Annotated in this window: 23 protein-coding genes and 1 pseudogene; 16 read left to right on the top strand and 8 right to left on the bottom strand. The window is 56.2% G+C overall.

The features are described 5' to 3' along the window. Nucleotides 1-4: 4 nt before the first annotated feature. Genes ACR0AI_RS00305 through ACR0AI_RS00285 form a run of 5 tightly spaced genes read right to left on the bottom strand, consistent with a single transcriptional unit; the run spans nt 5 to nt 4,987 of the window. Nucleotides 5-595 carry a LysE family translocator gene (locus tag ACR0AI_RS00305; protein WP_480671533.1) on the bottom strand — a complete coding sequence of 197 codons (591 nt, stop codon included), beginning with the start codon at nt 593-595 and terminating at the stop codon, nt 5-7. A 16-nt stretch (nt 596-611) separates the two neighbouring features. Next, complete coding sequence (locus tag ACR0AI_RS00300; protein ID WP_480671535.1) at nt 612-1,535, bottom strand: 2-hydroxyacid dehydrogenase; 924 nt, start codon at nt 1,533-1,535, stop codon at nt 612-614. Continuing rightward, on the bottom strand, nt 1,528-2,376 hold the full coding sequence (locus ACR0AI_RS00295) for a fumarylacetoacetate hydrolase family protein (protein WP_480671537.1): 849 nt from the start codon (nt 2,374-2,376) through the stop codon (nt 1,528-1,530). The genes ACR0AI_RS00300 and ACR0AI_RS00295 overlap by 8 nt, the downstream gene beginning before the upstream one ends. Before the next feature lie 11 nt (nt 2,377-2,387). Then, on the bottom strand, nt 2,388-4,184 hold the full coding sequence (locus ACR0AI_RS00290; protein ID WP_480671539.1) for an IlvD/Edd family dehydratase: 1,797 nt from the start codon (nt 4,182-4,184) through the stop codon (nt 2,388-2,390). 23 nt (nt 4,185-4,207) lie between these two features. Next, on the bottom strand, nt 4,208-4,987 hold the full coding sequence (locus tag ACR0AI_RS00285; protein WP_480671541.1) for an SDR family oxidoreductase: 780 nt from the start codon (nt 4,985-4,987) through the stop codon (nt 4,208-4,210). A gap of 28 nt (nt 4,988-5,015) precedes the next feature. On the opposite strand from ACR0AI_RS00285, the gene ACR0AI_RS00280 reads away from it, so the two are divergent. Then, nucleotides 5,016-5,903, top strand: a complete 888-nt coding sequence (locus ACR0AI_RS00280; protein ID WP_480701227.1) for an NAD(P)-dependent oxidoreductase — start codon at nt 5,016-5,018, stop codon at nt 5,901-5,903. Between the two features lie 29 nt (nt 5,904-5,932). Beyond that, the gene (denD, locus tag ACR0AI_RS00275) at nt 5,933-6,868 is read left to right on the top strand and encodes a D-erythronate dehydrogenase (RefSeq protein ID WP_480671545.1); all 936 of its coding nucleotides are present in this window, start codon (nt 5,933-5,935) and stop codon (nt 6,866-6,868) included. Here denD and ACR0AI_RS00270 read toward each other — a convergent pair. Continuing rightward, nucleotides 6,865-7,515, bottom strand: coding sequence for a GntR family transcriptional regulator (locus tag ACR0AI_RS00270; protein WP_170551840.1), 651 nt, complete (start codon nt 7,513-7,515; stop codon nt 6,865-6,867). The genes denD and ACR0AI_RS00270 overlap by 4 nt on opposite strands. Nucleotides 7,516-7,713: 198 nt before the next feature. Between ACR0AI_RS00270 and ACR0AI_RS00265 the strand changes: the two genes are divergently transcribed. The 10 genes and pseudogenes from ACR0AI_RS00265 (at nt 7,714) to ACR0AI_RS00220 (ending at nt 18,718) form a co-directional block, all read left to right on the top strand. Further along, complete coding sequence (locus tag ACR0AI_RS00265; protein ID WP_170376099.1) at nt 7,714-8,727, top strand: TRAP transporter substrate-binding protein; 1,014 nt, start codon at nt 7,714-7,716, stop codon at nt 8,725-8,727. A 79-nt stretch (nt 8,728-8,806) separates the two neighbouring features. Next, nucleotides 8,807-9,976, top strand: a complete 1,170-nt coding sequence (locus ACR0AI_RS00260; RefSeq protein ID WP_480671547.1) for a mandelate racemase/muconate lactonizing enzyme family protein — start codon at nt 8,807-8,809, stop codon at nt 9,974-9,976. Further along, nucleotides 9,927-10,835, top strand: coding sequence for a TRAP transporter small permease subunit (locus ACR0AI_RS00255; RefSeq protein WP_480610741.1), 909 nt, complete (start codon nt 9,927-9,929; stop codon nt 10,833-10,835). The genes ACR0AI_RS00260 and ACR0AI_RS00255 overlap by 50 nt, the downstream gene beginning before the upstream one ends. After that, a complete protein-coding gene (locus ACR0AI_RS00250; protein ID WP_480671550.1) occupies nt 10,835-12,457 on the top strand; it encodes a TRAP transporter large permease in 1,623 nt (540 codons plus the stop codon). Before ACR0AI_RS00255 ends, ACR0AI_RS00250 begins: the two co-directional genes overlap by 1 nt. A gap of 10 nt (nt 12,458-12,467) precedes the next feature. Further along, nucleotides 12,468-13,418: a phytanoyl-CoA dioxygenase family protein gene (locus ACR0AI_RS00245; RefSeq protein ID WP_480671552.1), complete on the top strand. Its 951-nt coding sequence runs from the start codon at nt 12,468-12,470 to the stop codon at nt 13,416-13,418. Nucleotides 13,419-13,442: 24 nt separating this feature from the next. Continuing rightward, nucleotides 13,443-14,945: a UxaA family hydrolase gene (locus ACR0AI_RS00240; protein WP_480671554.1), complete on the top strand. Its 1,503-nt coding sequence runs from the start codon at nt 13,443-13,445 to the stop codon at nt 14,943-14,945. Then, on the top strand, nt 14,942-15,946 hold the full coding sequence (locus ACR0AI_RS00235) for a Gfo/Idh/MocA family protein (RefSeq protein WP_480671556.1): 1,005 nt from the start codon (nt 14,942-14,944) through the stop codon (nt 15,944-15,946). Before ACR0AI_RS00240 ends, ACR0AI_RS00235 begins: the two co-directional genes overlap by 4 nt. A 100-nt stretch (nt 15,947-16,046) precedes the next feature. Then, nucleotides 16,047-16,973: pseudogene (locus tag ACR0AI_RS00230) on the top strand (NAD(P)-dependent oxidoreductase); the annotation flags it as partial. A gap of 3 nt (nt 16,974-16,976) precedes the next feature. After that, entirely contained in the window at nt 16,977-17,858 is an 882-nt protein-coding gene (locus tag ACR0AI_RS00225; protein WP_480671558.1) for a DMT family transporter, read from the top strand. Then, nucleotides 17,855-18,718: a sugar kinase gene (locus tag ACR0AI_RS00220; RefSeq protein ID WP_480671560.1), complete on the top strand. Its 864-nt coding sequence runs from the start codon at nt 17,855-17,857 to the stop codon at nt 18,716-18,718. The genes ACR0AI_RS00225 and ACR0AI_RS00220 overlap by 4 nt, the downstream gene beginning before the upstream one ends. Here ACR0AI_RS00220 and ACR0AI_RS00215 read toward each other — a convergent pair. Both ACR0AI_RS00215 and uxaC read right to left on the bottom strand, forming a co-directional pair. Next, a complete protein-coding gene (locus ACR0AI_RS00215; RefSeq protein ID WP_480671562.1) occupies nt 18,705-19,901 on the bottom strand; it encodes a mannitol dehydrogenase family protein in 1,197 nt (398 codons plus the stop codon). The two genes, ACR0AI_RS00220 and ACR0AI_RS00215, sit on opposite strands and share 14 nt — an antisense overlap. Then, nucleotides 19,902-21,245 carry a glucuronate isomerase gene (gene uxaC / locus ACR0AI_RS00210; protein ID WP_480671654.1) on the bottom strand — a complete coding sequence of 448 codons (1,344 nt, stop codon included), beginning with the start codon at nt 21,243-21,245 and terminating at the stop codon, nt 19,902-19,904. A gap of 123 nt (nt 21,246-21,368) precedes the next feature. Between uxaC and ACR0AI_RS00205 the strand changes: the two genes are divergently transcribed. Genes ACR0AI_RS00205 through uxuA form a run of 4 tightly spaced genes read left to right on the top strand, consistent with a single transcriptional unit; the run spans nt 21,369 to nt 25,610 of the window. Next, nucleotides 21,369-22,385, top strand: a complete 1,017-nt coding sequence (locus tag ACR0AI_RS00205; protein WP_480671564.1) for a Gfo/Idh/MocA family protein — start codon at nt 21,369-21,371, stop codon at nt 22,383-22,385. Beyond that, the gene (locus ACR0AI_RS00200; RefSeq protein WP_480671566.1) at nt 22,382-23,383 is read left to right on the top strand and encodes a Gfo/Idh/MocA family protein; all 1,002 of its coding nucleotides are present in this window, start codon (nt 22,382-22,384) and stop codon (nt 23,381-23,383) included. The genes ACR0AI_RS00205 and ACR0AI_RS00200 overlap by 4 nt, the downstream gene beginning before the upstream one ends. Next, a complete protein-coding gene (locus tag ACR0AI_RS00195; RefSeq protein ID WP_480671568.1) occupies nt 23,380-24,432 on the top strand; it encodes a Gfo/Idh/MocA family protein in 1,053 nt (350 codons plus the stop codon). The genes ACR0AI_RS00200 and ACR0AI_RS00195 overlap by 4 nt, the downstream gene beginning before the upstream one ends. Further along, the gene (uxuA, locus tag ACR0AI_RS00190) at nt 24,429-25,610 is read left to right on the top strand and encodes a mannonate dehydratase (protein WP_480671570.1); all 1,182 of its coding nucleotides are present in this window, start codon (nt 24,429-24,431) and stop codon (nt 25,608-25,610) included. The genes ACR0AI_RS00195 and uxuA overlap by 4 nt, the downstream gene beginning before the upstream one ends. Nucleotides 25,611-25,671 lie beyond the last annotated feature (61 nt).

Genomic DNA, 25,671 nt, shown 5'->3' with positions numbered 1-25,671 from the left:
TCGTTCAAAGAGCTGACGCCAAAGCGATCACCACAACAACCATCAATGAAGCCGCCATCGCAAAGTTGATCCTTCGATGCGATCTCTCGCTTAAATCAAGGCTGCCCAGCTTTGCGCCGGCACCCAGCCAGATCATGTGCACTGGCACCCAAATCATATTGAAAAATATGATTTTTATGACGACCTCCCAAACGGGCGCATCGGGCAAAAAGGCGAACCCTGAAAACAATGCTGTGCCGACCACGTAAGCCTTGGGATTAATGAACTGAAGTGTCAGCCCGTTCGCAAACCCAAGTGGCGTGACCGCAGGGGAAAACCCGACCTTTGACCCAGCGCTTGCAATACGCCAGGCGAGAAATCCTAAATAACCGACAGAGGCAAATAGCAGGAAAGTTCTAAGCACCGGAATAGCCAAAGCTACCGCAGCGACTCCGGAGACAACCAACATCATGTTGATGAACCCGCCCAGCATCAAACCGGCCACAAAAGCGAGTCCAGCTCGAAAACCAAATGCTGATCCAATACCCGCAGTTGTTAAAACACCTGGGCCAGGCGTAATCAGCAGAAAGAAAACCGCAACAGCAAACTCAAACACTTTTCAGATTGGCCTTTTACAGATCTCTGCATTCCGGCACAGCTGTGATCACCGACCCGTCCTTGAGGTGTTGCAGCAGATTGTCGACAGTTAGGTCACCCATTGCTGCACGCGTCTCAATAGTCGCGCTACCAGCGTGAGGGAGCAAGGTGACATTGGGCAGATCGCGCAATGCTTTTGGAACTCGCGGCTCGTCCTCGAAGACATCGAGCCCCGCCCACCCTAGTTCACCGTTTTGCAATGCATTGATGAGGGCAGTTTCGTCGACGACCGAACCTCGACTGACGTTTATCAGAGTGCCGCCTGCCCCCAACGCGCGCAGCACCTCAGCGTTGACCAGCTTATTGGTCGACGGACCGCCGGGCGTGATGCATATGAGGACGTCCACATGTTCTGCCATTTCAACCAAATTGTTGAAATACCTGTATGGGACATCCTTTTGATTTCGGGTGTGATAAGAGATTTCGGGCGCCCACGGTTCCAACTTATCAACGATCGCCTGACCAATGCGACCAAGACCAAGAATGCCAATTTTTTGATCGTCGGCTGATCGCGTCAAAGGGGCATTGCCTTCAACTTCCCACCCTCCAGACCGAACGTAGTCATCGTCACGTATGAGCTCTCGATAACATGACAGAAACAGCAGAAGGGCGGTGGTTGCGACTTCTTTGTTCAACACATTGGGTGTGTGCGTCACAACAATCCCACGCTCAGCCGCGGCATTTGCGTCGACTGCGTCGTAACCGACCCCATAGACACTGATCATCTTCAGATTACTGAGTGATGTCATCAAGTCATGCGGAACACCATCGTGCCCGTTCGTAACGATATGCGTAACACTTTCCGCGTTGAAATCGTCCAATTGATGAATGTCGAACGCTGCGGACAGGCGCTCTCGCATCCGTTCAGTGATCCCTCCTATTTGCAACAAGTCAGTCATCTTGGCCAACCTCTTGCCGCTGAACACCAAGCCCATCGATGCGAAGTTCCATGACGTCGCCTTTTTTCAGGTAAATGGGTTCCGGTTTGATCCCCATTCCAACACCAGGCGGCGTTCCAGTTGAAATGACGTCACCGGGGTGCAGTGTGAAAAGATGACTTAGATGCTCGATGATCTCGGCAACGGAAAAGATCATCGTAGCAGTATTCCCGGTTTGCATGCGCTGACCGTTTACATCCAGTGACATCCCAAGGCTTTGAGGATCCGGCACCTCATCCCGGGTCACTAGCCACGGACCAGTAGGGCCGAATGTGTCGCAAGACTTACCTTTGGTCCATTGACCGGTCAGTTGAGTTTGAAAATGTCTTTCCGACACATCGTTTACGATGCAATAGCCCACAACATATTCGAGCGCGTCGGCCTTGGAAACGTATTTGGCCGTCTTACCGATGACGACACCCAGTTCACATTCCCAGTCGGTGTGTGTAGATCCTCGCGGCATGACAACATCGTCATATGCCCCAATGACCGCTGAGTTAGCCTTGAAAAAAAGTATCGGATGCTCGGGAATTTCTGCGCCGGTTTCTGCAGCATGGTCCGAGTAGTTCAAACCGATGCAGAGAAACTTACCAATGTCACCGACACACGGTGCGATACGAGGATCACCCTCCACAATTGGCAGGTTGTTCGGATCCAATGAACGCAAATTATCAAGCGTTCCGTCATTCAGCACGTCACCCGTGATATCATTCACGTGAGCGGACAGATCCCGCAATTGACCCTCAGAGTCGACCAGGGCCGGCTTTTCCGAGCCCTCGGCTCCGTAACGAACAAGTTTCATTTCTGTTCCTTTTAGTGATTGTCGCGTGGCATGAAGCCTCGCGCGATATCGCGGTAGTTTTCTGCGCCCTTGAGCGTCATACCGCGATCCAAACGATCTACTTTTTCGCGGAATATTTCCTGCCACGGGGATTGGTTGGGAGGCATTGCATACCCACCCTTTGCCTCCAGATCGCGGGCGCGTTCATGCAGCTCTTCGAGCGAAACCAGCATATCCGCTGTGCCTTTGCCAAGATCGATACGCAGTCGGTCGCCATTTCGCACCAAGGCCAACCCACCACCCTCTGCAGCTTCGGGTGAGGCGTTCAGGATAGACGGGCTTCCTGATGTACCGGATTGCCGTCCATCACCGATGCAAGGAAGGGCTTCGATGCCTTGTTTCAACAAATACGCGGGCGGACGCATGTTCACGACCTCTGCGGCACCCGGGTATCCTTTAGGTCCTGCTCCGCGCATAATCAGAATACAGTTTGCGTCGATGTTTTCTGCGGGATCATCGATCCGATGGTGAAAGTCCTCAGGCCCATCAAACACAATCGCCCTGCCCTCAAAGGCGTTAGGATCATCCGGGTTCGACAGGTAGGTCTCTCGAAATGCCGGTGAGATCACGGATGTTTTCATAATCGCGCTTTCGAACAGATTACCCGAGAGATTGATGAACCCCGCCTGTTGCTTAACCGGGCTACCGACAGGCTTTATTACTTCGCTATTCTGAGATCGGCGCGCCGAGCAATTGTTGCCCATCGTCTTGCCGTTCACCGATATCGCATCGGGATGCGGCAACAATCCAGCGTCAAGAAGCTCTCCGACAACGGCGGGAACACCCCCGGCCTGTTGGTAGTCTTCGCCCAGATATTCACCTGCAGGCTGCATATTAACCAACAGAGGAACGTCGTGGCCAAGTTTCTGCCAATCATCGTTGGTCAATGGAACACCAAGATGCCGGGCGATTGCATTCAGGTGGATTGGCGCGTTCGTCGATCCACCAATCGCCGAGTTTATAACAATCGCATTCTCAAAAGCCTGACGCGTCATCACATCGCTGGGGCGTAGATCCTCCCAGACCATGTCCACAATACGTTTACCGGTTTCATAACTGATTTGACCGCGCTCTCTATACGGGGCTGGTATGGCCGCTGATCCGGGTAACTGCATACCCAAGGCTTCAGCAAGCGAATTCATGGTCGTTGCTGTTCCCATCGTATTGCAGTAACCCACCGAAGGTGCTGCGGCGGCTGCGATTTCCATGAACTCGTCGGTGTCGATTTCGTCAGCCGCAAGGTCTTCGCGCGCTTTCCAAATAACTGTTCCCGATCCGGCGCGCTCGCCTTTCCACCAGCCGTTGAGCATTGGGCCGACCGACAGGGCGATCGCCGGGATGTTGACAGTCGCAGCGGCCATTAGAAGTGCGGGCGTGGTCTTGTCGCAACCAATGTTCAGAACAACGCCATCAATCGGATACCCGAATAGACTCTCCACCAATGAGAGATAAGCCAGATTGCGATCAAGTGAGGCCGTTGGCCGTTTACCGGTTTCTTGTATCGGGTGGACCGGTATTTCGATGCACGTTCCCCCGGCGGCGATGATTCCGTCGCGAACGCGTTTGGACAACTCGATATGATGCCGATTACAGGGGCTCAAATCACTGCCAGTCTGAGCAATGCCAATGATCGGTTTGCCTGATTGCAGCTCCGCACGGGTCAACCCGTAGTTCAGGTATCTTTCCAGATACAATGCAGTCATCTCAAGGTTCTCGGAATTCATAAACCACTTGCGAGATCGCAGATCGTCCTTTGATACTTTAGTCATTGGGCTGACCAACCTCCGTCAATTTAGTGTGTGTGTCCTGTGGTGAGTGCACTCTTATCGCACGCCGGGTAGACGATCGATGCAGCACTCTCTTCTGGCTTCGCTAAACGTCCCTTAGGCTGACGTGCCACAAATTGGGCAAAGGCTTCTTCTCTGCTGCCCTGCTGCTCGCCCAAGGGTTCTACGTGGTCACACCTGCTGGGACTGTCGACCGTCGCTGGGCGAATGCAATTGCACCGGATTTCTTGTGCTATAGAATCCACGGCCACCGATTTCGTCATCCCAACAACGGCAGCCTTTGGCATTCGCACCATTGAGCACAGATTGAGGTCCATGGCGAAATCCCATTCGCCATCCGTCGCATCCAGAATAGTTCCGTGATGCACGAACCCGTCGCCGTTGAACAAAACATCTGGCTTCAATCGCGTGACCCCATGACGGATACTGTAATCATTCGCCATACACATCTCGAAAATTTTGTGATTTTCGAGATTCTGACCGCGAATCGAATTTAGCTTTTCGGAGTTTATATCCGTCATATAGACTTTCGCACCCCTTCTTGCCGATGAAATCGCACTTGCAATTTCGATCCCTTTTGAGACGGCTGTGGCTAGATTGCGCTTCCCCTTAAGCCTTTCTGACATATAAATATTCCGACTAATAAGGTGGCGGTTGAACAAGTGTTGTTTCGTTCGACAGGTCAACCGAGAAGCAAAGAAACCTTGGCGGTTTCGCAACGACTTCTGGAATGTGGGCCCAGAGCCGTTAGCGTATGACAGAGATTTTGGTTTGGCCATAACCATGCGTGGCGCACCTTCGGAAGGACAGTAGATGATGAGCAAGCAGTTCAAAGTGGCTCTGTTGGGAACCGGCCTGATGGGAGCTCCCATGGCGAGGAATATTTTGCGCGCCGCATTTCCGCTCACTGTATGGAACCGCAGCTTGGAAAAGGCGAAACCGTTAGCAGCAGAAGGCGCGACATTGGCGGAAACTGCGCCGCTGGCGGTCTCGGATACAGACGTAATAATAACCATGCTCTCGGATGGATACGCGACCGACGCGCTACTTTCTGAAGAGGCTTTCCGCGAACAACTCAAACCGGGGATGATCTGGATTGATATGTCCAGCGCCAAACCCGAACACGCCAGAGAGCAATCCGTGCAATTGTCCTCGATGGGGGTGCAGCATCTGGATGCCCCGGTTTCCGGCGGCACCAAGGGTGCCGAAGCTGGCACCCTCGCGATCATGGTCGGTGGCGATCAGGACGTTATGGAGCGCGTGAGACCGGTTTTGACAGCAATGGGCCGCCCTGTGCATGTTGGCCCAAGTGGTTCTGGTCAATTGTGCAAATTGGCCAATCAAACAATTGTCGCTGTGACAATATCGGCTGTCGCCGAAGCGACACTACTGGCTCAACAAGGCGGTGCTGACCCCACCGCGTTGAGGGCCGCACTGAAGGGGGGCTTTGCGGATAGCATTATCTTGCAACAACATGGCGAACGCATGTCTGATGGGAATTTTGTCCCCGGAGGATTGTCTAAGTTTCAATTAAAGGATTTGAACAACACGCTAGAAGAAGCGCGCAGCCTTGGGGTCGAGCTACCCAGCACCCAATCCGTGCGCGACCGTTTCGAATATCTGATAAACGAAATGGATGGGGCCGAGCTGGATCATTCGGCTTTGTATTTGGAACTCAAAAAACGGAATGGAATGCTGTGACGCGGGTACTTGCTATAGGCGGTGGAGGAATGCTGGGCCAGAAACTGGCCCATCGCATTTCGACCCAAGAAACTTTTGGCGCAGATGCCCAAATCTCACTGTTCGATCTCTCATTCCCGCTCGACAGTGCCCCAGGTAAGCAAATTGTGGGGAACTTGACCACGTCAGGCATCGCCAAGTCTGTTGCAGCTCAGCGCCCGGACGTCATATTCCACCTTGCAGCCATCGTTTCAGGCCAAGCTGAAACAGACTTTGCGTTGGGCTGGGATGTCAATCTTATGGCGACCTGGGCATTGCTGAACGCCCTCAAGGATGAACACGAGGCATCAGGAGGCGAGTACACACCTCGTCTGGTTTTTGCCTCGTCCATAGCAGTTTTCGGGGCACCGTTCCCCGACAAGATAAGCGATGAGTTCCTCTCGGCGCCTTTGACCAGTTACGGAGCGCAGAAAGCGGCCTCTGAATTGATGATCACGGATTTCAGCAGGAAAGGATATATCGACGGTATTTCCTTGCGCTTGCCCACTTTGTGTGTGCGCCCTGGCAAAGCCAACGCTGCCGCTTCGTCCTTCTTTTCAGGTATAATCCGCGAGCCATTGAATGGGGTTGAGGCTGTCTTGCCTGTTGCCGAAACTGTTCGCCACTGGCACGCCAGCCCCCGCGCCGCCGCTACTTTTTTGACCCACGCGGCAACAATGAACACGCAGCTTTTGAATGACAGACGCGCGGTGAACATGCCGGGTGTAAGTTGCACCGTCGCCGAACAAATCGAGGCGCTGCGCGCCGTGGCCGGTCAAGATGCAGTTGGCCTTGTCAGGCGAGAACCCGACGAGGCAATCGAACGAATAGTCAAAAATTGGCCGCGCGACTTTCAAACAGATCGCGCTCTGGAGTTGGGGTTCGAGGCGGAATCAAGCTTCGACGAAATCATTCGGGTGTATTTGGAAGACGATTTTCGGCGCTAGTCGCCCATCGTCTTTCCAGTTAGGTGGCGTTTCAGATGATCGTGAATTTTCACTCGCGTTAACTGCTCATCCCCTGACAATGCTGCCTCCAGTATATCGGCATGGTGTCTTATGTTCTGAGAAATGAACCCAAAGTTCCGGTCTGCCACCATCAATTGCTGTCTGAATTGCGCGTAAACTCGGCTATGCATTTGTTTTAAGGTTTCCGATCCACAGGCAGAAATAAGCGTTTGGTGAAACTCCTTCTCCGATGCAAACCATATCTCGATAAGGCCGCTCGGGTCGTCTGTGGCGTGTATGCGTTTTTCGATATGGCTGAGTTTGTGATGCGCGGCCGTCAGTCTTGCTTCCCAATCCACCCCGCCACTGCGGATCGACATTGCGGTACCTTCGGCCTCCAACAAAACTCGGACATGTGTCAATTCGATAAGCTTCTGCGGCGAACGCATTGGCACGCGGAATCCTTTTTGTTCCTGAAAGTCCACCAACCCTACAGCGGACAATCGAAAAAGGACTTCGCGAACTGCACTCGCAGAACAGCCATACTCTTTACGTAACTCTTCGGCCCGCACCTTTGCTCCATGCTCGAATCCATTCGAGATGAGGCGCATCTTAAGGTCCTGATAAATATCGACTTCTTCTTTCATCCCGGTATGCGCCTTCAATTTTTGCCCAAGTAGGTTCCTAAGCCTATTTTCGAGTTTACGCAAGAATCTCGAAATTTTTAGAAATTTCAAATTCTTCTTGTTGCATTCGATTCGTCGGCTTAACGTTTATCTGCGTGACGGCAAAGGAGGCGGCAAGATCTCCCACTCCGCGCAACGCTCAACGTCTGGGAGGACAATATGAAAATAGTCAAGACAGCGGCCGTGGCGGCCGTAGCCACGACAATGGCAGCTGGTTTCGCGATGGCTGAAACCACGAAGCTTAGAATTCAAACCCATTTTTCGCCCGAAACTCTGTCTGGCCAGATGGCTGCAAAATTCGTTGAAGACATTCAGGAGATGTCCAACGGCGAAATCGAAGTTGAAATGTTCTATTCCTCTTCGGTGGTCAAATCAGTTGAAACCTTCGATGCCGCAGCTACGGGAATTCTAGATTGCGACATGACGGGCGGCGGCTACCAGACCGGTAAAAATCCGGCCTTCCAGTTTGCGGGCGATCTGCTCGGCGGGTATCAGAACCCCTATCAGCAAATGGCCTGGCTTCTTCATGGCGGCGGAAGAGAAGCTGTAAATGATCTGTACAACGGTTACGACATGGAATTCATCGGATGGTGGATTCCCGGGCCAGAGTCGCTGTCTTCGACCAAGCCGATTGCAAAAGTGGAAGACTTCAAAGATTGGAAGTTCCGCTCGCCTCCAGGCCTTGCAACCAAGGTGTTCGCGGAACTTGGTGCTTCTCCGATCGTGATGGACTTCAACGAAATCTTCACGGCGTTGGAAACCGGCATCATTGATGGTGCGGATGCTGCGAACCTGACGAACAACGTGGGTCTGGGTCTGTACGAGATCGCAGGTCACACAAACTATCCCGGTTTCCACTCCATGCCCGCAGATCACCTGGCATGTCGCAAAGACGTTTGGGAAGCGATGCCTGCGCACCATAAGAAGATCATGGAAGTCGCAATGGATAGCCTGGCATTGCACAATGCGACCATCAACGAAGTGCAGAACGCTCAGACAGCAAAAGACCTGAAAGCAAAAGGTGTTCAGTTGTACGAATGGACGCCTGAAGATCTGGCAGCCTATCGCGCGGCCGTTCAGGTCGGTTGGACTGAGTTCGCAACGACCCCTGAAGCACAGGCGCTGCTGGAAAGCCACATCAACTTCCTGCGTGACCTGGGCGCAATGCAGTAGTCAGGCTGCGACCGACTTACGACACACGGAGAGGCCGCACTAGCGGCCTCTCCGGATCGGTGCCGGGATCCAGAACTTCATGAAAATCAACAGAATAATAAGTCACGTACTGCAGTACGACATGCCGGAAGTTCTGGGCTACTCGCAACAGTATTATGACAAACGCACAACCCATCTGGTCGAGGTTCAGACAGATGAAGGGGTAACTGGTTGGGGGGAGTGCTTTGGTCCCGGAAAAGTAGCCATTGCCAACAAATCCATCGTGGAAAAGGTCATCCAGCCAATGGTCCTTGGCATGGACCCTTTGGACAAAGACGTGATCTGGCACAAGGTGTACAACCTTTTGCGAGACCATGGCCAAAGCGGAATGCCAATACAGGCTTTGTCCGGTGTGGACATCGCACTTTGGGACATCACCGGCAAAATTTCTGGCCTCCCCCTCCATAAACTTGTCGGCGGCGCGCATCGTACAAGCGTTCCTTGCTACGGCTACGGCATGATGCTTCGGGATGAACCGATTTCCAATTTGGCCAGCCGTTTTGAGGAGGAAGCCGCAAAGATCAAGGAGATGGGATTTACCGCCACCAAAATGAAAACGGGCTTTGGCCCGAAGCCTGATGTGAAGCTGTGCGAAGCAGTTCGATGCGGAGTTGGTGATAACTTTCCATTTATGGTCGATGCAAACCATGCCTATACGACTTCGGACGCATTTTTTGTCGGTCGGGCGCTGGAAGAATTGGACGCATATTGGTTCGAAGAACCGGTCGCGCCGGAAGACATTGACGGATACCGCGAATTGCGCGCTTCGCTGAAAGTCAACATCTCGGGCGGAGAAGCGGTATTCAATCGTTGGGCTTGGCGCAGTCTTCTTGAAAATCGCGGAATAGACATAGCGCAGCCAGAAGTATGCGCTTTGGGCGGTGTTTCAGAGTATCTCAGGGTACTGGCCCTATGCCACGCCCATTTCACTCCGGTCGTAAATCACGTCTGGGGTAGCGCAATCGCTGTCGCAACTAATCTGCATTTACTGGCGGCCATGCCCCCGATTCCAGGCGGCTTGCATCCATGGGAGCCGATGCTGGAATTCGACACAACGGACAACAAGTTTCGGGACGATCTGCTGACCGTTCCGCTAGAAATTCAAAATCAGGTCAAGGCCAACAACGGCCGTGTCACGATCCCGACTGGCCCCGGACTGGGTGTCGAGCCGGATCGAGACTTTATCGATCACTACAGGATCGAAGGATAGGGACGAGGGTTACGCGATGCACAAGAATTCAGGCGGACCAATTGAATGGCTCATACCGTTAGCCTTCGTCGCGACGGCCAGTTGGCTTGTTTGGCATCTCCCTGCATTCCTATTGGATTGGCTGCCTTACACCTCTGAATCCCTCAAAAGTCAGGTAACGGAAATATATCTGCGCAGCGACATCACGCCCGAATTGTCTGGCGTGTTCGGGGGGTATGTCGACATCATCGACGTAGCCGCGCTCGTCCTTCTCCCGTTTCTTGCAGTGATTGGTACCAAGACCGTGCGCCCAGCGACGATGGAGTTCGAAGGCACGACGGTTATGGATCGTTTCGCCCTGTTCATAGGCCGAGTGACGATGATGATGATCGCAATCATGACTGTCGTCATGCTCTACGAAGTCTTCATGCGCTATATCCTGGAAAAGCCGACCGAGTGGGCCAACGAAATGACACTCTGGTTCGCCAGCTTTGTGTTTTTGATGTCTGGCTACTACGCCATGCAGCAACGCAGTCACATTCGAATATTCCTGCTATACGACGCAGTTCCACGATGGCTTCAACGCGTTTTTGATACGGTTTCGACAATACTGATCGTGCTGTTTGCCTTCTTTTTGGTCTACGGCAGCTACAAGCAGGTGTTCGTCAACAAGCTCTATAAATGGGAGCTTTATGGCTCTGCCTTCAATCCTCCGATCCCGGCGACTTTGCAGCCAATGGTGCTGATCGTCATTACGCTCGTCGCAATGCAAGCAATTTTGAACTTGATCGCGGATTGGAACAAAGAACCGGAAATCCACACAGATGAACCGGACGAAGACGAAATTGAAATGATCAAACGAGCGGTGGGACAAGACTGATGGATATTGGAACAATCTCACTCATCCTGATGGTTGCCCTGATCGTGCTTTTGGCGATCGGGATGCCCTTGGGTCTGGCCTCGGCTTCCCTAGCGGTTCTGGTTCTTGTCCTGAAGTTCGAACCGACACTGCTTTTGAACCCGTTTTCATTTGGCGACGGGGTTCTCACCGGTCGGCCAGGTACTGGACCGCTCTATATCCTGGCGCAGAAGATATACGGGCTCTTAACGGACTACGTGCTCATATCAGTGCCATTGTTTATCTTTATGGCGTCGCTGTTAGAGCGATCCGGGATCGCGCGTGACATGTATTCATCGCTGAATGTCTGGCTGTCCAGAACACGTGGCGGCATCGCAATCGTGACCTCGATCATGGCGGTGATCATGGCGGCCATGTCCGGTATCATCGGCGGTGAGGTTGTCCTTCTGGGCCTGATCGCCCTACCCCAAATGCTGCGCCTTGGCTATGATCAGAATCTCGCCATCGGCGTCATCTGCGCCTCGGGGTCGCTGGGGACCATGATCCCGCCCTCGATCGTTCTGATCATCTATGGGCTGATCACCGAAACCTCGATCAAGTCGCTGTTCACAGCGTCTTTCATACCCGGCTTCATGCTGGCCTCGATGATCATCCTGTACATCATCATCCGCACGCAGTTGAATCCTCATCACGCTCCGCTGCCGGAACCGGATCCGAACGACCCCGAACCGTCCGAAAAACGCAAATTGTTTGGGGCCTTCATGAGCATCGTCGTCGCCGGGTTTTCCACCGTTCTGTTTATCCGGGCCGCGTTCTTCGAGCTCTCAGGCTCGAACGCTGCCAGCCAGGGCGAGCCCGCGAGGCTGGGAACAGCTGACTACCTGCCCTGGTTTGCCGGCATTACAATCGTTGCCCTTCTGCTGATCTTCTTCGTCTTTGGCAGAGAGCGCGCCAAAATCGGGTGGGAAATGGGCAAAGGCCTCGTTGCGCCGCTGGTCGTCATCGGCGTCGTTCTCGGCTCAATCTACGGCGGGATCACAGGCATCACCGAGGCTGCTGGTATGGGCGCCTTCGCCGTCCTGATCATCGCCATCCTACGGGGCGAAGGATCGTTTGAGCTGGTTTGGGACAGCTTGATGCGGACGCTCAAATCCACAGGAACCATCATCTGGGTTACGATCGGGGCCGCCGCGCTGGCGGGTGCCTACACAATTGCTGGCGGACCCCAATACGTGGCCGACCTTATCGTCGGCCAGGAGCTGCCGACCATGCTGGTCATTCTGGTGATGATGCTGATCTTGCTGTTCATGGGCGCATTCATGGATTGGGTCGGCATCGTGCTGTTGATCATTCCGGTCTTTCTGCCGATCGTCCTACGCCTTCCTATCGAAGAAATCGGAGTCTTTGGCCAGCTAGAGCCGAGTCATGTCGCCATCTGGTTTGGCGTCGTGTTCTGTATGAACATGCAGGTCAGCTTCCTTTCGCCCCCTTTTGGCCCGGCCGCGTTCTACCTGAAGTCGGTAGCACCGCCGCATATCAGCCTGACGGATATTTTCCGCGGCTTCCTGCCATTCATCGGGATCCAGTTGCTGGCGCTTTCCGTCCTTCTGATCTGGCCTGGCATCATCGCGCTACTGTTGTGAGGTCGCACCCATGCTGACACAAGATCAGATTGGCAAGTTCCAGACGGACGGATACCTCGTGGTCGAGGATGTAATTCCCAGCGATGTGCTGGATCGGGTACAGACTGAATACTCGGATGTCCTGAACCGGCTCTATGACGGTTGGTACGAAAAAGGACTGGTCAAGGACGAACCGTCAGGAATGACCTTCTGGGACAAACTTCTGTCCGCCTATCAGGCCGGTTGCGACTATTTCCAGCCGCTGGACATCTCGTTGCCTGGCGATCGGATCATGGCGGACACACCGTTCCATATTGGGCCCGCGGTGTTCGACTTGCTGACGGCCCGGCCCATGCTAGACATTGTCGAGCAGTTGATCGGGCCAGAGCTGGTTAGCAATCCGATCCAGCACGTTCGGTTGAAGCCCCCTGCTCTCAAGCTGTCCAAGGACGAGGTTCGCGCACACATCACCGCAACGGACTGGCATCAGGACCGGGCGGTTGCGTTGGAGGATGCGGACCAGACCGACATGGTCACGGTGTGGATTGCCGTCAACGATGCAACGGTCAAAAACGGCTGCCTGCAAGTGTTGCCAAAGGCACAGGACCAATCCATTCTACCACATTGTGCGCGAACGCAGACAGGCATTGCTGACGGCTTCATTGACGAAGGCCGAGCTGTGCCTCTGCCAGTCAAAGCAGGCGGGATCATCCTGTTTCACCCTCTGACGCCACATGCTTCGCTGGTCAATGAAACGGACCGGTTCCGCTGGTCTTTCGACATCCGCTTTAGTGCGGTGGGCCAGCCCACTGGTCGAGACCATTTCCCCAGCTTCGTCGCAAGGTCCAGATCGCGCCCCGAAACCGAGCTACGAGATTGGCGTGTCTGCAAATCCAATTGGGAGGCGGCGCGAGCAAGGCTGTCTGGACAGCCGCATATAGATATTCACCGGTGGACATCGGACTCGCCGTTCTGCGCCTAGCTGCCGCCCCCAGGAAAGCTGACTATGACTTTTGTACGTTTAGATCGAACGGATAGCGTGGTGGTTGCAACTCGGCCCCTGGAGGTCGGCAATATGGTCGAGGATGTCACGACCAATGCGCGCATCCCCTCGGGACACAAGGTCGCCACGCGGGTTCTTGCACCCGGCGATCCGGTCAGAAAGTACTCGCAGATCATCGGTTACGCCACCCAACCGATCGAACCCGGCGACCATGTGCACACCCACAATATCGAGTTCCGCAACACCAGCGTGGACTACGAGTTTGCGACGGATCACAGGCCTACGAAACCCGCCACTTCGGTCGATACTTTCATGGGCTACCACCGGGACAGCGGTCGGGTCGGTACGCGCAATTACATCGCGGTTCTAACCACCGTGAACTGTTCAGCGACTGCGGCCCGGATGATCGCCAACCACTTCACGCCGGATAAGCTGGCCGAGTTTCCGAACGTCGACGGCGTGGTGGCCTTTGTCCACGGAACGGGCTGCGGAATGGCCGATTCCGGCGACGGTTTCGAAGCTCTTCAACGGGTCATGTGGGGCTTTGCGAAACATCCCAACCACGCTGCCGTTCTGATGGTCGGTCTGGGCTGCGAGATGAACCAGATCGACTGGCTACTGGACGCGTATGGGCTGAAGCAGAGCCCCACCTTCCAAACGATGAACATCCAGAACGTCGCGGGATTGCGCCGGACCGTGGAAATGGGCATCAGCAAGATCAACCAGATGCTACCCATTGCCAATGAGGCGCGGCGCAGCGAAGCCCCTGCTTCCGAACTGATGGTTGCGTTGCAATGCGGTGGATCGGACGCTTGGTCCGGTGTGACCGCAAACCCAGCGCTCGGGCATGCCTGCGACCTGTTGGTCGCCCAAGGAGGCACAGGAGTCCTTGCGGAAACGCCCGAAATCTACGGAGCCGAACACCTTTTGACTCGCCGCGCCCTTGGTCGCGCAACTGGGGAGAAACTGATCGGCCTGATCGATTGGTGGCAGGACTATACCGCCCGCAATCACGGTTCGATGGACAACAACCCAAGCCCCGGCAACAAGCAAGGCGGTCTGACGACCATCCTTGAGAAATCGCTGGGGGCAGCGGCGAAGGGCGGAACCACCCCATTGACCGGTGTATTCAAATACGCCGAACCCATCACCGCCAAAGGCTTCACCTTCATGGACAGCCCCGGCTATGACCCGGCCTCGGTGACCGGGCAGATCGCGGCCGGCTGCAACCTAGTGTGCTTCACCACGGGGCGCGGCTCTGCCTTTGGGTCCAAACCGGCGCCGACGCTGAAAATCGCTACCAACTCAGAGTTGGCAGCGCGCATGCCGGAAGACATGGACGTGGATGCGGGCGACATTCTGACCAAAGGTGCCAGCGTCGAAGAGAAAGGACAGGAAATATACCGACGGTTGCTCCAAGTCGCCTCGGGCACACGGACCAAGTCCGAGGCGCAGGGCCTGGGTGACTACGAATTCGTTCCCTGGCAAATCGGAGCGGTGATGTGAAACGGATCCTTGTAGCCGGCGGCGGATTGATCGGTATCCGCCACGTGCGCGCCGTGATCGAGCACCCCGGCTGCGTGTTGGTCGGGTTGGCCGATCCAGATGGCTCGATCCAGATCGACGCGCCGCGTTTTGCCAGTATGGACGAGGTGAAGGGCCCGGTGGATGGCGTCATCATCGCGACGCCGACCCGCCTGCATGCCGAACATGGCATTCTGGCCGCATCCCGCGGTTGGCACATGCTGATCGAAAAGCCGGTTGCCGCATCGGTCGATGATTCCCAGCGCCTTAGGGCGGCCGTTCGCAAGGCCGATGTCCGCAGCCTTGTAGGCCACCATAGGCGGTATCACACAACCTTGCAGCACCTGAAAGAAGTGATCAAGCAAGGTACGATCGGACAAGTCATCAACGTCTCGTTGCTGTGGGCCATGCGTAAACCCGAGAGCTATTTTGAACAGAACTGGCGGACGTCTGATGGTAGTCCAGTCATGATCAATCTGGTGCATGATATCGATGTCTTGCGCTTTGTGATCGGGGAAATCTCAGATGTCGTCGCACTGCCCGGCGCGTCAATCCGCGGATCGGATAGGATAGAAAGCGGGGCTGTTGCGATCGCGTTCGAAAACGGCGCGACGGGGACTATCAGCTTTGCCGACACCGCACCTAGCCCTTGGGGGTTTGAGGCCGGAACCGGCGAAAACCCGAATATCGGCACGACCCACCAGGACATGATGTGGATCACGGGAACCAGCGGCGCTGTCAGTTTTCCCTCCATGACCCTTTGGCGTGGAAAGGATTGGGGCACTGCGGCCCAGAAAGACCAACTTACACGACTGGAACAACAACGCGCACCGCTTGAAGCGCAACTGGATCACTTCCTTGACGTAATCGACGGCGCCCCTCCACTAATCGACGTCGAGGATGCAGCCCGGACGCTTGAGGTCACATCATGGATCGAACAGAGGCTCAAGGCGCGAACAGCTCGAGCGCGGGCACCGGCCTGATGGCCATGCGGTCCGGCAAATTTCCGGACCACTCAAAAATCAATGATTATCCGCCGGGCATTGTGAGCATTCAAACTGCAAAGCCGCCCGCGCCAGACACAAGAATGAAAACCAGACACATTCACGGAAAGGGAAACCAATGAGCAAACCATCAATCGGGTTTATCGGCTTGGGACTAATGGGCGGAGCCATGGTGAGCCGACTGTTGGACCAGGGATACTCGGTCGCTGTATTGGGAAACCGCGACCGCACATACCTGGACGCCGCGATAGACCGGGGCGCCCACGAAATGCGAAACGCCCAAGAGCTGGCTGACGCCAGCGACATCGTGATGTTGTGCATGGGCACCTCGGAACAGGTCGAGGGCCGTATGCGCGGCGCAAATGGAGTGATCGCGGGATTGAAACCCGAGGCAATCGTCATCGACTTTGGCACCTCGCTTCCAGGCAGCACACGCGCCTTGGCCGAGGAGGTTGCCGCAGCTGGCGGAAGCTACCTGGATGCGCCGCTTGGTCGGACGCCTTCGCACGCGCTAGAAGGCAAGCTCAACATTATGACGTCCGGCAACAAGGCTGCCTTTGACAAGGCCGAGCCGACACTGAAGGATTTGGGCGAAAACGTTTTCTACCTTGGTCCCGTTGGATCTGGACACACGATCAAGCTGATCAACAACTTCTTCGGAATGACCGTCGCAAACGCGATGGCCGAAGCCTTCGCTATGGCAGATATCACCGGAGTTGACCGCAAGCAGGTGTATGACGTTATGGCCGCTGGGCCGCTGCATTCCGGAATGATGGATTTCGTCAAAGCCTACGGCGTCGAGAAAGATCCAAACCAGCTGGCCTTTGCCATCAAGAACGCGGCAAAAGACCTCGGGTATTATGACCGTATGGCACGCGATGCAGGCGTCACTAGCGTGATGTCGCAGTGCGCGCTCTCGGCGCTGAATGACGCGCGCGACCACGGTCAGGCGGATGACATGGTCAGCCAGATGGTTGACTACTACGTCAAGCGTTTCAACACCTGATCGATGGCCGTCACCGCCAACCCCAATGCGGACCTGCCGCGCCTTGGCATCGTGCTGATGCTGACGGCGTGGCTGTTCTTTTCGCTGGTTGACCTTGGGGCCAAGTGGTTGGCGTTGGCCGGCGTGCCGGCATTTCAGTTGGCGTTCATGCGCTATGCAGGGCACTTCGTGATCTCTGTGGGCGTGATCGCCAAGGGCGGGATTGAGGCTAGCCGGTTCAAGACCGACCATCCATGGCAGGTCATTAGCCGGGCCTTACTGCTGATCTCAGCAACCGTTTTCAATTTTTATGCCCTGCGGTTTTTGCCTCTGACCGTCGTGTCGGCAATCATGTTCTCAAGCCCGGTCATCGTGTGCTTCCTGTCCGTTTTCGTGTTGAAGGAGAGAGTGGGACCATGGCGTTGGGCGGCTATCATACTGGGCTTTCTGGGGGTGTTGGTTGTCGTGCGGCCGTTTGGTTCGGCCTTTCATCCGACCATGTTACTGATCGTCTACAACGCCACCGCTTTGGCTTTGTACTCGATCATGACGCGCAGGCTGTCCGGGGTTGTTGCCGTGGACACCATGCAATTCTACCTCGGGCTTACCGGGACGGTGGTCCTGCTGCCCTTCGCCATCTGGTTTTGGGTCCAGCCGGAAAACACCTGGAGCCTGATTGTCCTGATCAGTCTTGGCGTCTTTGGCTGGTGCGGGCATCAACTGCTGACGAACGCGCATCGGTTCGGAACGGCGAACCAGTTGATGCCATTCACCTATTCGTTCCTGATCTACGTTGCGATCTGGGGCTATCTGTTCTTTGACACGGTACCGGACGCATTCACGTTGGCGGGGGCTGCGCTGATCATGGTCGCCGGGCTCATCATCTGGAAAAGAGAAAAGAAATGACGCGAATTGCCTGCATCGGCGAAGCAATGATCGAATTGTCCATGCTGGAAACCGGCGCAAAGGTGGGCGTAGCGGGCGATACGCTGAACACGGCCATATACATGCACCGCGCCGCTCCTGATCTCCAGGTGGAGTATGTGACATGTCTGGGCGACGACCCGTTCTCAGGGCGCATCGCGGACTTTATCGCCAGCCATGGCATCGGGACATCCGGCATCCGCATCATTCCGAACGCCTCTCCGGGACTATACGCGATCACAACCTCTGCGGACGGTGAACGCAGCTTTACCTATTGGCGCAGCGAGGCGGCCGCCCGTCAGCTTTTTGCCGATCACGACTTCAGCCTTCTGAACGGTTTCGACGTGCTGTACTTGTCAGGAATTTCCGTGGCAATTCTTCCGCATTCGGTAAGGCTTGCGCTTCTGGATTGGCTCGAAGGCTCTTCAGTCCAGTTGGTCTATGACAGCAACTTTCGTCCGCGTCTTTGGGACAGCGTTGAACACGCCCAGCAGATCAACCAACGGCTTTGGCAGCGTGCGGATGTTGCGCTGCCATCCATTGACGACGAGACGGCACTGTTCGGGGAAAGCGCGGATCAGGTGGCGGCGCGTTTTGCCGATCATCAAGGTGTCGGTGCCTTGAAACGCGGAGAGCAGGGCCCTCTGTCCATAGGCCAGAGCATTGACCAAACCTATGAACCTGCCAAAAACGTAGTCGATACCACCGCCGCGGGCGACAGTTTCAACGGAGGGTACCTCGCGGCCTTGCTGACAGGAAAATCACAGGCCGAGGCCCTGATAGCCGGACACAATCTGGCGTCCACCGTTGTTCAGTTTCGCGGCGCGATCATTCCCGGATAAGTGGCGCGAGATCTTCGGCACCGACAAGACGCAACAGCGGCACTACCGGATCTGGCTGCTTGACAGCCGAGGCGATTTCCAACGCGCAAGGATCGTTCAGCGCCCTACCTTTCGCAGTTTCGGAAATGCAATAGGAGATCCAGGCCCGCATCCCCGCAATCGCCGCCTGAGATCCGGTCTCACGGAGTGTGGGAACAAACCGATACGGCAGCTTCTGGCTGCCATCCATCGCGATTTGGTCCAGACGGTGCGCCAGCTCGGGGTTTTCAAAGCGCTGCAACAGAGCCTCGGCATAATCCGTAGCTTGTGCTTGTAGTGCTGCGGGTAGCGTTGCGCCCGCATCCTTCATCAACTCGGAAACCAGCGGGCGCAGAACCGGGTCTCGAACCGCTTCGTGGACGTAGGTCAGGCCGCGCTCCAACCCGGCATAAGCCAACAGGGAATGGGCCCCGTTCAACATGCGCAGCTTTCGCATCTCGTGCGGGGCTACGTCATCGACCAGTTGCACGCCCGGCCAATCTGGGTGAGGACCGGCGAAATTGTCTTCGATCACCCACTCCGAGAACGCCTCGGTCGGAACAGCCATATGGTCTCCGCTGATTGCCCGAACGGCGTCCGTGGTGGCCGGGGTGATCCGGTCGACCATCGCGTTGGGGAAGCGTACGGCACCCCAATCCATGTCCAGACCAGCTGCTTCCGCAAAATCGGCGACTGCCATTTCGAGCGTATTGCCGTTTTCCATGCGATTGTCGCAGCTTAGCACCGTCACTGGCTTGCGCCGTTCCGCAAGGCCATAAGCCAAAAACCCGATCAGCGTCGCAGGCCCTTGCCCCGCCAAATCGGCGACAATCGCCGGGTCCTGATGGTTCAGATTGCCTGCGGCGTCCAAATGGTAGCCTTTCTCGGTGACGGTCGCCGAAATGATCTCGGCATTCGCCATCACATCGAAAATCGCTGCGCGATCCTTGGGCGCGACCAGAACGTCCCGCAGAGCTTTGATGCGCCGGACGCCCTGCCCCTGCACGCACAAATCGTACTCGAAACCTTGTCGCGCCAATCCATCCCTAACCGAGGATGAACGCAGGCTGACGCCGACAACGTCCCATCCGCCAGCTTGATCGGTGTAGTCCAGCAAATGCGCCCGGGCGAAGTTTCCAAGGCCGAAGTGAAGAATAGTACCCATCTAGCTTTGCAATCCGTAAACCTGTTTCGCCAGATCGACCGACAGCAGCCGCGCCAAATGCTCGGCACTGTCCCGACCGAAGTAACCGCGCGCAACCTGCTCGGCCAGATGAATCGCAACACCCCGTCGCCACAGGTCGTGCCGTGCTGGAATGGACAGAAAAGCCCGCGTGTCGTCATTGAATCCGGCCAGATTGTAGTATCCGGCCGTTTCAACGACCTGATCGAAATACCGCGCAATCCCGGCTGGGCTGTCGTGGAACCACCAAGGCGGCCCGATCCGAAGGCACGGCCAATGTCCCGCCATAGGGGCCAGTTCACGGGCGTAGGTGCCTTCGTCCAATGTAAAGAGTATAATGCGCAGTTCGGGCGAGTTTCCGACCCGGTTCAGCAGCGCCTCAAGGCCCGTAACCCAATCCATCGCGATTGGAATGTCGGCCCCCTTGTCACGTCCGAAGTCCCGCATTACCGCGTCGTTCGTGTTGCGCTTGCTGCCAGAATGTATCTGCATGGTCAGGCCATCATCGACAGACATCTGCGCCATTTCGATCAGCATATGACCGTAGAACCGGCGAGCATCCTGTTCAGTCCCGTCCTGCCGTCTCAGCCGTTGGTACAGCGCATCCGGGTCGTCCAGCCACTCAGTCTGCACGCGTTCGATACCGTGGTCGGTAGCCGTACAGCCGAGCTGGATGAAGTAAGCCCGCCGTATTCGGAGCGCATTGAGGTAGCCATCATAGCTGCCCAGATCGCAGCCTGTCAGCTCGGCCAACTTGTTCAGGTTTTGTACAAACTCCGGGTCCGCCCCATCCAAAACCCCGTCTGGGCGGAACGTCGGAACAACCCGCCCGCCCCAACCGCTTTCACGGATATCCCGATGCTCCGCGAGGCCGTCGAGAGCGGAATCCGTGGTGGCCAGAACCTCGATCCCAAACCTGTCGAACAAAGCCCTCGGACGAAATTCGGGTCGCGCCAGCTTTTCTGAGATCTTATCGTAAATCAGGTCTGCCGTGCGCGAAGACAACGCCTCAGACACACCCAACGTTTCATGCAACACATAGTTCATCCAGATCCGGGATGGCGTTCCCAGAAACAGATGCCAGTGCTCGGCAAAGGTGCAAAAAACGGCGCGAGGATCCTTCTTTCGCCCCTCTTCTCCAACGCCAAGTTCGGACAAGGGAACGCCCTGCGAATAGAGCATACGGAACACGTAATGGTCGGGAACCACCAGCAGCTCTGCCGGGTTGGGAAACGGCGCATCGGCTGCAAACCACCGCGGATCGCAGTGACCATGCGGAGACACGATCGGCAGGTCCTTGATGCCTAGGTACAGGTTTTCTGCCATGCCATTCAAATTGCCAGTCAATTCTGCCTCCGATACTGCTGCCCGCAATTGTTAACACAGTTTTTAATGGTTGCATCTTTCCCGTTCGAACCCGCAGACTGACCGGGTGATCCGGGGGAATGAATGAATATTGCGCTGATTGGTTTGGGGATGGTTTCGGGCACGCATGTCGCTGCCATTCAGGCATCGGAGCAAGGCCTCAATCTTGCCGGCGTCCTCGGGCGCAATCCTGAAAAAGCAGCTGAGTTCGCGCAGCGAAACGACACTCGCGAGTACAACTCGGTCGAGGAAATCGCCAACGACCCAAACGTCGACTTTGCGATCATCGCAACCCCGCCCGATCAGCGCACAGAATTGGTTCGGGTTCTTTCGACCGCTTCGAAACCGATCCTGATGGAAAAGCCTATCGAAAGAACGCTGGACGCCGCGACAGCCATTGTCGAGCAGTGCGAGGTGTCTGGTGTGCCGCTGGGCATCGTCTTTCAGCACCGCGCTCGCGCCGCCTCGCAGGCACTGAAATCCGCCATTGAACAGGGGGAACTGGGCACGATCGCCACGGTGGAAATCCGTGTCCCTTGGTGGCGTGATCAGAGCTACTATGACGAACCGGGTCGCGGCACTTATGCACGCGACGGAGGTGGTGTCATGATCTCGCAGGCGATCCACACGCTTGACCTCACGATGTGGCTGCTGGGGCCGATCTCGGACATTCAGGCCGTGATGAGAAAAACTCCGTTACACGATCTCGAGGCCGAGGATTGGGCAGGTGCAGTCTTTGAAATGGACAGCGGCGCGGTGGGAACTTTGATGGCGACTACTGCCGAATATCCTGGGGTCGCTGAGTCCATCACCATCCAGGGAACGCGCGCCAAAGCGCATCTGGAGTCAGGTGTCCTGACCTTGACTACTTTCGGTGGTCAGAAATCTACTGTTGGCGAAACGTCCGCCACAGGCGGAGGAGCGGATCCCATGGCGTTCACCCATGATTGGCATCAGGCGGTTATCGAGGATTTCGCCGAGGCCATCGCCAGTGGAACGCGGCCTATGGCCACAGGACGCGATGCCCTTTTGACCCACGCCGTCATAGACGCGATGCAGATCGCCGATCGAACCGGCAAGAAAACACGAGTCATCTCATGAGCCTGACCTGCGTCGCCCTTGGCCTTGACCACCGCCATATCTATGGCATGATGGAAAACATGCGCAAAATCGGAGTGGACTGCGTTGGCTATTGGACACAAGGCGATCCCGAAACGCTGGCGGGCTACGTCAAAAGGTTTCCCGATATTCCGCGGCTGGCTCGACTGGAAGACGCCCTAACTTGCGGGGCGGATCTAGCGCTTATTTCCGCAGTTCCGGCAGATAGAGCCGCGTTGACGATCCGCGCCATGCAGAACGGCATGGATGTCATGACCGACAAGCCAGGCTGTACGTCGTTCGAGCAACTCGACCAGATCAAGCGAACAGTCGCGGACACCGATCGAATCTGGTCAGTGAATTTTTCCGAACGATTTGAAACGCCTGTCAGCACCCGGGCGACCGAGTTGGTCGAGGCAGGTGCCATCGGGCGCGTAATCCAGACGGTCGGACTTGGCCCCCACCGATTGAACCGGGCAACCCGGCCGGAGTGGTTTTTTCAGCGTGACCGCTATGGCGGTATTCTGACCGACATCGCCTCGCATCAGATTGACCAATTCCTGCATTACACAGGTTCAAAAACCGCAGAAATCACAAACGCTTATGTGGCGAATTACGCAAACCCCAACGATCCCGGATTGCAGGATTTTGGCGAGGTCAATCTACGAAGCGAGAATGGCACCGGGTACATTCGGGTTGACTGGTATACGCCGGATGCCTTGCCAAACTGGGGGGATGGTCGTCTGACGATCCTTGGCACCGAAGGCTATATCGAATTGCGGAAATACGTTGATGTGGGTGGGGCCAAAGGGACGGACCATCTGATCCTCGTCAACGGTGAAACCTGCCAAAAGATCGACGCAACCAACGCCGGTCTTCCCTATTTTTCGCGCCTCGCCGATGACATCCTCAATCGGACCGAAACCGCAATGACGCAGACCCACTGCTTCACGGTCATGGAACTCGCGCTGCGCGCGCAGGAAATGGCGGAACGCAGATGATCAACGTTGCGATCCTTGGCGCAGGTATCGGTGTGCAACATCTGGACGCACTGGAACGGCTTGACCGCACATTCCGCGTAGCCACCGTGGTGGACCAGAATACGGACCGGATCGAACAGATTCGACAGAACGCGGATTTTCGGACGCTGACCAAAATTCAAGACGCGCTGGATGATCCGGCGATTGATGTCATCGACATCTGCCTGCCGCCGCATCTGCATGTACCAACCACCCTTGCCGCATTGGCCGCAGGAAAACACGTTGTCTGCGAAAAGCCTCTTGCGACCTCGATGCAGGATGTGGATCGGATCACGGCGGCCGCAAGCAGCGCGGGCAAGCATGTGTTTCCGGTCTTTCAATACCGGTGGGGGCCGTCACTGGCCCAATTGCGCCACCTGCAACGCGCAGGCCTGACCGGAGCAGTCCAAACTGCCGCGCTTGAAACCCATTGGTCCCGGGGGGCAGATTATTACGCGGTTCCGTGGCGGGGAACATGGGCCGGTGAACGCGGCGGCGCAGTGCTTGGCCATGCCATCCACAACCATGATCTGCTGACTCATATCGCGGGTGATATCGCCTCGGTCTCTGCAATGGCAACAACGCGGGTCAACCCGATCGAGACCGAAGATTGCGCCGCGATCTGCTTTGGCATGACTTCCGGAGCTTTGTGCACAAGCAATATCACACTAGGCGCCGCCACGGACGAAACCCGCCTGCGGTTCGTCTTTGAAAAGGTGACCGCCACCTCTGGCACGGAACCCTATGCCCCGGGTCAATCGCCCTGGACATTCGTCGCGCGGGATCCGGTGGATCAAGCCGCTATCGACGAGGCTCTTGCGGCCGCCGCCGCCGAGCCAATTGGTTTCGAAGGCTTCTTTGCCGAAGTCGGCAAGGCACTGCGGTCCGAGGCAAATTCGGCCGTTACGCTGCAGGACGGCGCTGCCTCCATCGGCCTTGTGACGGCGATTTATCACGCGGCGCGCACCGGGCAGCGTGTTGCCCTTCCCATCAGGCCCGATCACCTGCTGTATGAAGGATGGCTGCCATGAAACAATGCTGGCGTTGGTTCGGACCCGATGATCCGATCGCCCTGGCCGATCTCCATCAAGTCGGGGTTCAGGGCATCGTCACCGCACTGCATCACATCCCCCCTGGACAGCCCTGGAACGAACCGAGCATCGCCGATCGGCAGGCGGTTCTGGCTGCTGCCGGGTACAGTTGGGACGTTGTCGAAAGCCTGCCTGTATCCGAGGCGATCAAGACGCAGTCCACAGACATGGCCGAGCATCTTGAGTCTTTCAAGTCCAGCCTCAGGGCCCTGTCCGCCCGTGGCGTCAAAGTCGTTTGCTACAACTTCATGCCAATCCTAGATTGGACGCGCACCGCCCTTCGCGCCCCGCAGCCGCATGGCGGAACGGCCATGCTGTTCGACCTGACCGATTTCGCTGCTTTCGACATATATATTCTCGAACGTCCGGGCGCGTCCGAAGACTATTCCAGCGTCGTCCAGCAAACGGCCAAGGATCGCTTCTTGCACATGTCGGATGAATCCAAGGCCCAGTTGCAGCATAACGTCACTGCGGGGCTGCCTGGCGCCAACGATCAGTGGAGCGTGCAGGACGTGCGCTCATTGTTGCAGACCTATGCTCATATAGACCGTGACCGGCTTCGCGCAAACCTGATCGACTTCCTGTCTGAAGTCGCCCCGATCGCCCAAGAACTGGAGTTGCGCTTGTGCTGTCATCCGGATGATCCGCCGTTCTCGTTGCTCGGTCTGCCGCGGATCATGTCCAGCACCGATGACTACGGCGCCGTTCTGGACGCGGTTAATTTGCAGGCGAACGGCGCAACATTTTGCACTGGATCGCTGGGAGTGTCCCCTGAATTTGATGGGCCGAACTTCGTGCGCAGGCATGGCGACCGGATTCACTTTGTCCATCTGCGGAATACCCAACGCATCGCCGGATCAGACAGTCAGAAGCCGGACTTTTTTGAGGCTCCGCATCTGGAGGGCGACACCGACATGGTCGGCACCATTCGCGAGTTGATGAACGAACAGCGCCGCCGCAAATCCCAAGGGCGGGACGATTGGCAAATTCCGATGCGGCCCGACCACGGACAAGAACTGCTGAGCGATCTGGGCGGACACAGCACACCCGGCTATCCGTTGATCGGGCGTATGCGCGGGCTTGCGGAACTGCGCGGCATCATGGCGGCGTTCTCGTAACGCGTCGGATCAGGCGGTTTCTTGTCACCCGCAACACTTCTTTGCTTGCCTGAGCGCCGCA

The organism is Ruegeria sp. BG3 (genome assembly GCF_056538485.1).
This window is presented reverse-complemented; position numbering and strand designations above follow the sequence as displayed.

What these genes read in the sequence shown, in the direction of transcription:
- ACR0AI_RS00300 (WP_480671535.1), bottom strand. Translation starts at nt 1,535, where the DNA reads ATGACTGACTTGTTGCAAATAGGAGGGATCACTGAACGGATGCGAGAG.
- ACR0AI_RS00295 (WP_480671537.1), bottom strand. Translation starts at nt 2,376, where the DNA reads ATGAAACTTGTTCGTTACGGAGCCGAGGGCTCGGAAAAGCCGGCCCTG.
- ACR0AI_RS00290 (WP_480671539.1), bottom strand. Translation starts at nt 4,184, where the DNA reads ATGACTAAAGTATCAAAGGACGATCTGCGATCTCGCAAGTGGTTTATG.
- ACR0AI_RS00285 (WP_480671541.1), bottom strand. Translation starts at nt 4,987, where the DNA reads ATGGTTATGGCCAAACCAAAATCTCTGTCATACGCTAACGGCTCTGGG.
- ACR0AI_RS00280 (WP_480701227.1), top strand. Translation starts at nt 5,016, where the DNA reads ATGATGAGCAAGCAGTTCAAAGTGGCTCTGTTGGGAACCGGCCTGATG.
- denD (WP_480671545.1), top strand. Translation starts at nt 5,933, where the DNA reads ATGCTGGGCCAGAAACTGGCCCATCGCATTTCGACCCAAGAAACTTTT.
- ACR0AI_RS00270 (WP_170551840.1), bottom strand. Translation starts at nt 7,515, where the DNA reads ATGAAAGAAGAAGTCGATATTTATCAGGACCTTAAGATGCGCCTCATC.
- ACR0AI_RS00265 (WP_170376099.1), top strand. Translation starts at nt 7,714, where the DNA reads ATGAAAATAGTCAAGACAGCGGCCGTGGCGGCCGTAGCCACGACAATG.
- ACR0AI_RS00260 (WP_480671547.1), top strand. Translation starts at nt 8,807, where the DNA reads ATGAAAATCAACAGAATAATAAGTCACGTACTGCAGTACGACATGCCG.
- ACR0AI_RS00250 (WP_480671550.1), top strand. Translation starts at nt 10,835, where the DNA reads ATGGATATTGGAACAATCTCACTCATCCTGATGGTTGCCCTGATCGTG.
- ACR0AI_RS00245 (WP_480671552.1), top strand. Translation starts at nt 12,468, where the DNA reads ATGCTGACACAAGATCAGATTGGCAAGTTCCAGACGGACGGATACCTC.
- ACR0AI_RS00240 (WP_480671554.1), top strand. Translation starts at nt 13,443, where the DNA reads ATGACTTTTGTACGTTTAGATCGAACGGATAGCGTGGTGGTTGCAACT.
- ACR0AI_RS00225 (WP_480671558.1), top strand. Translation starts at nt 16,977, where the DNA reads ATGGCCGTCACCGCCAACCCCAATGCGGACCTGCCGCGCCTTGGCATC.
- ACR0AI_RS00220 (WP_480671560.1), top strand. Translation starts at nt 17,855, where the DNA reads ATGACGCGAATTGCCTGCATCGGCGAAGCAATGATCGAATTGTCCATG.
- ACR0AI_RS00215 (WP_480671562.1), bottom strand. Translation starts at nt 19,901, where the DNA reads ATGGGTACTATTCTTCACTTCGGCCTTGGAAACTTCGCCCGGGCGCAT.
- uxaC (WP_480671654.1), bottom strand. Translation starts at nt 21,245, where the DNA reads ATGGCAGAAAACCTGTACCTAGGCATCAAGGACCTGCCGATCGTGTCT.
- ACR0AI_RS00205 (WP_480671564.1), top strand. Translation starts at nt 21,369, where the DNA reads ATGAATATTGCGCTGATTGGTTTGGGGATGGTTTCGGGCACGCATGTC.
- ACR0AI_RS00200 (WP_480671566.1), top strand. Translation starts at nt 22,382, where the DNA reads ATGAGCCTGACCTGCGTCGCCCTTGGCCTTGACCACCGCCATATCTAT.
- ACR0AI_RS00195 (WP_480671568.1), top strand. Translation starts at nt 23,380, where the DNA reads ATGATCAACGTTGCGATCCTTGGCGCAGGTATCGGTGTGCAACATCTG.
- uxuA (WP_480671570.1), top strand. Translation starts at nt 24,429, where the DNA reads ATGAAACAATGCTGGCGTTGGTTCGGACCCGATGATCCGATCGCCCTG.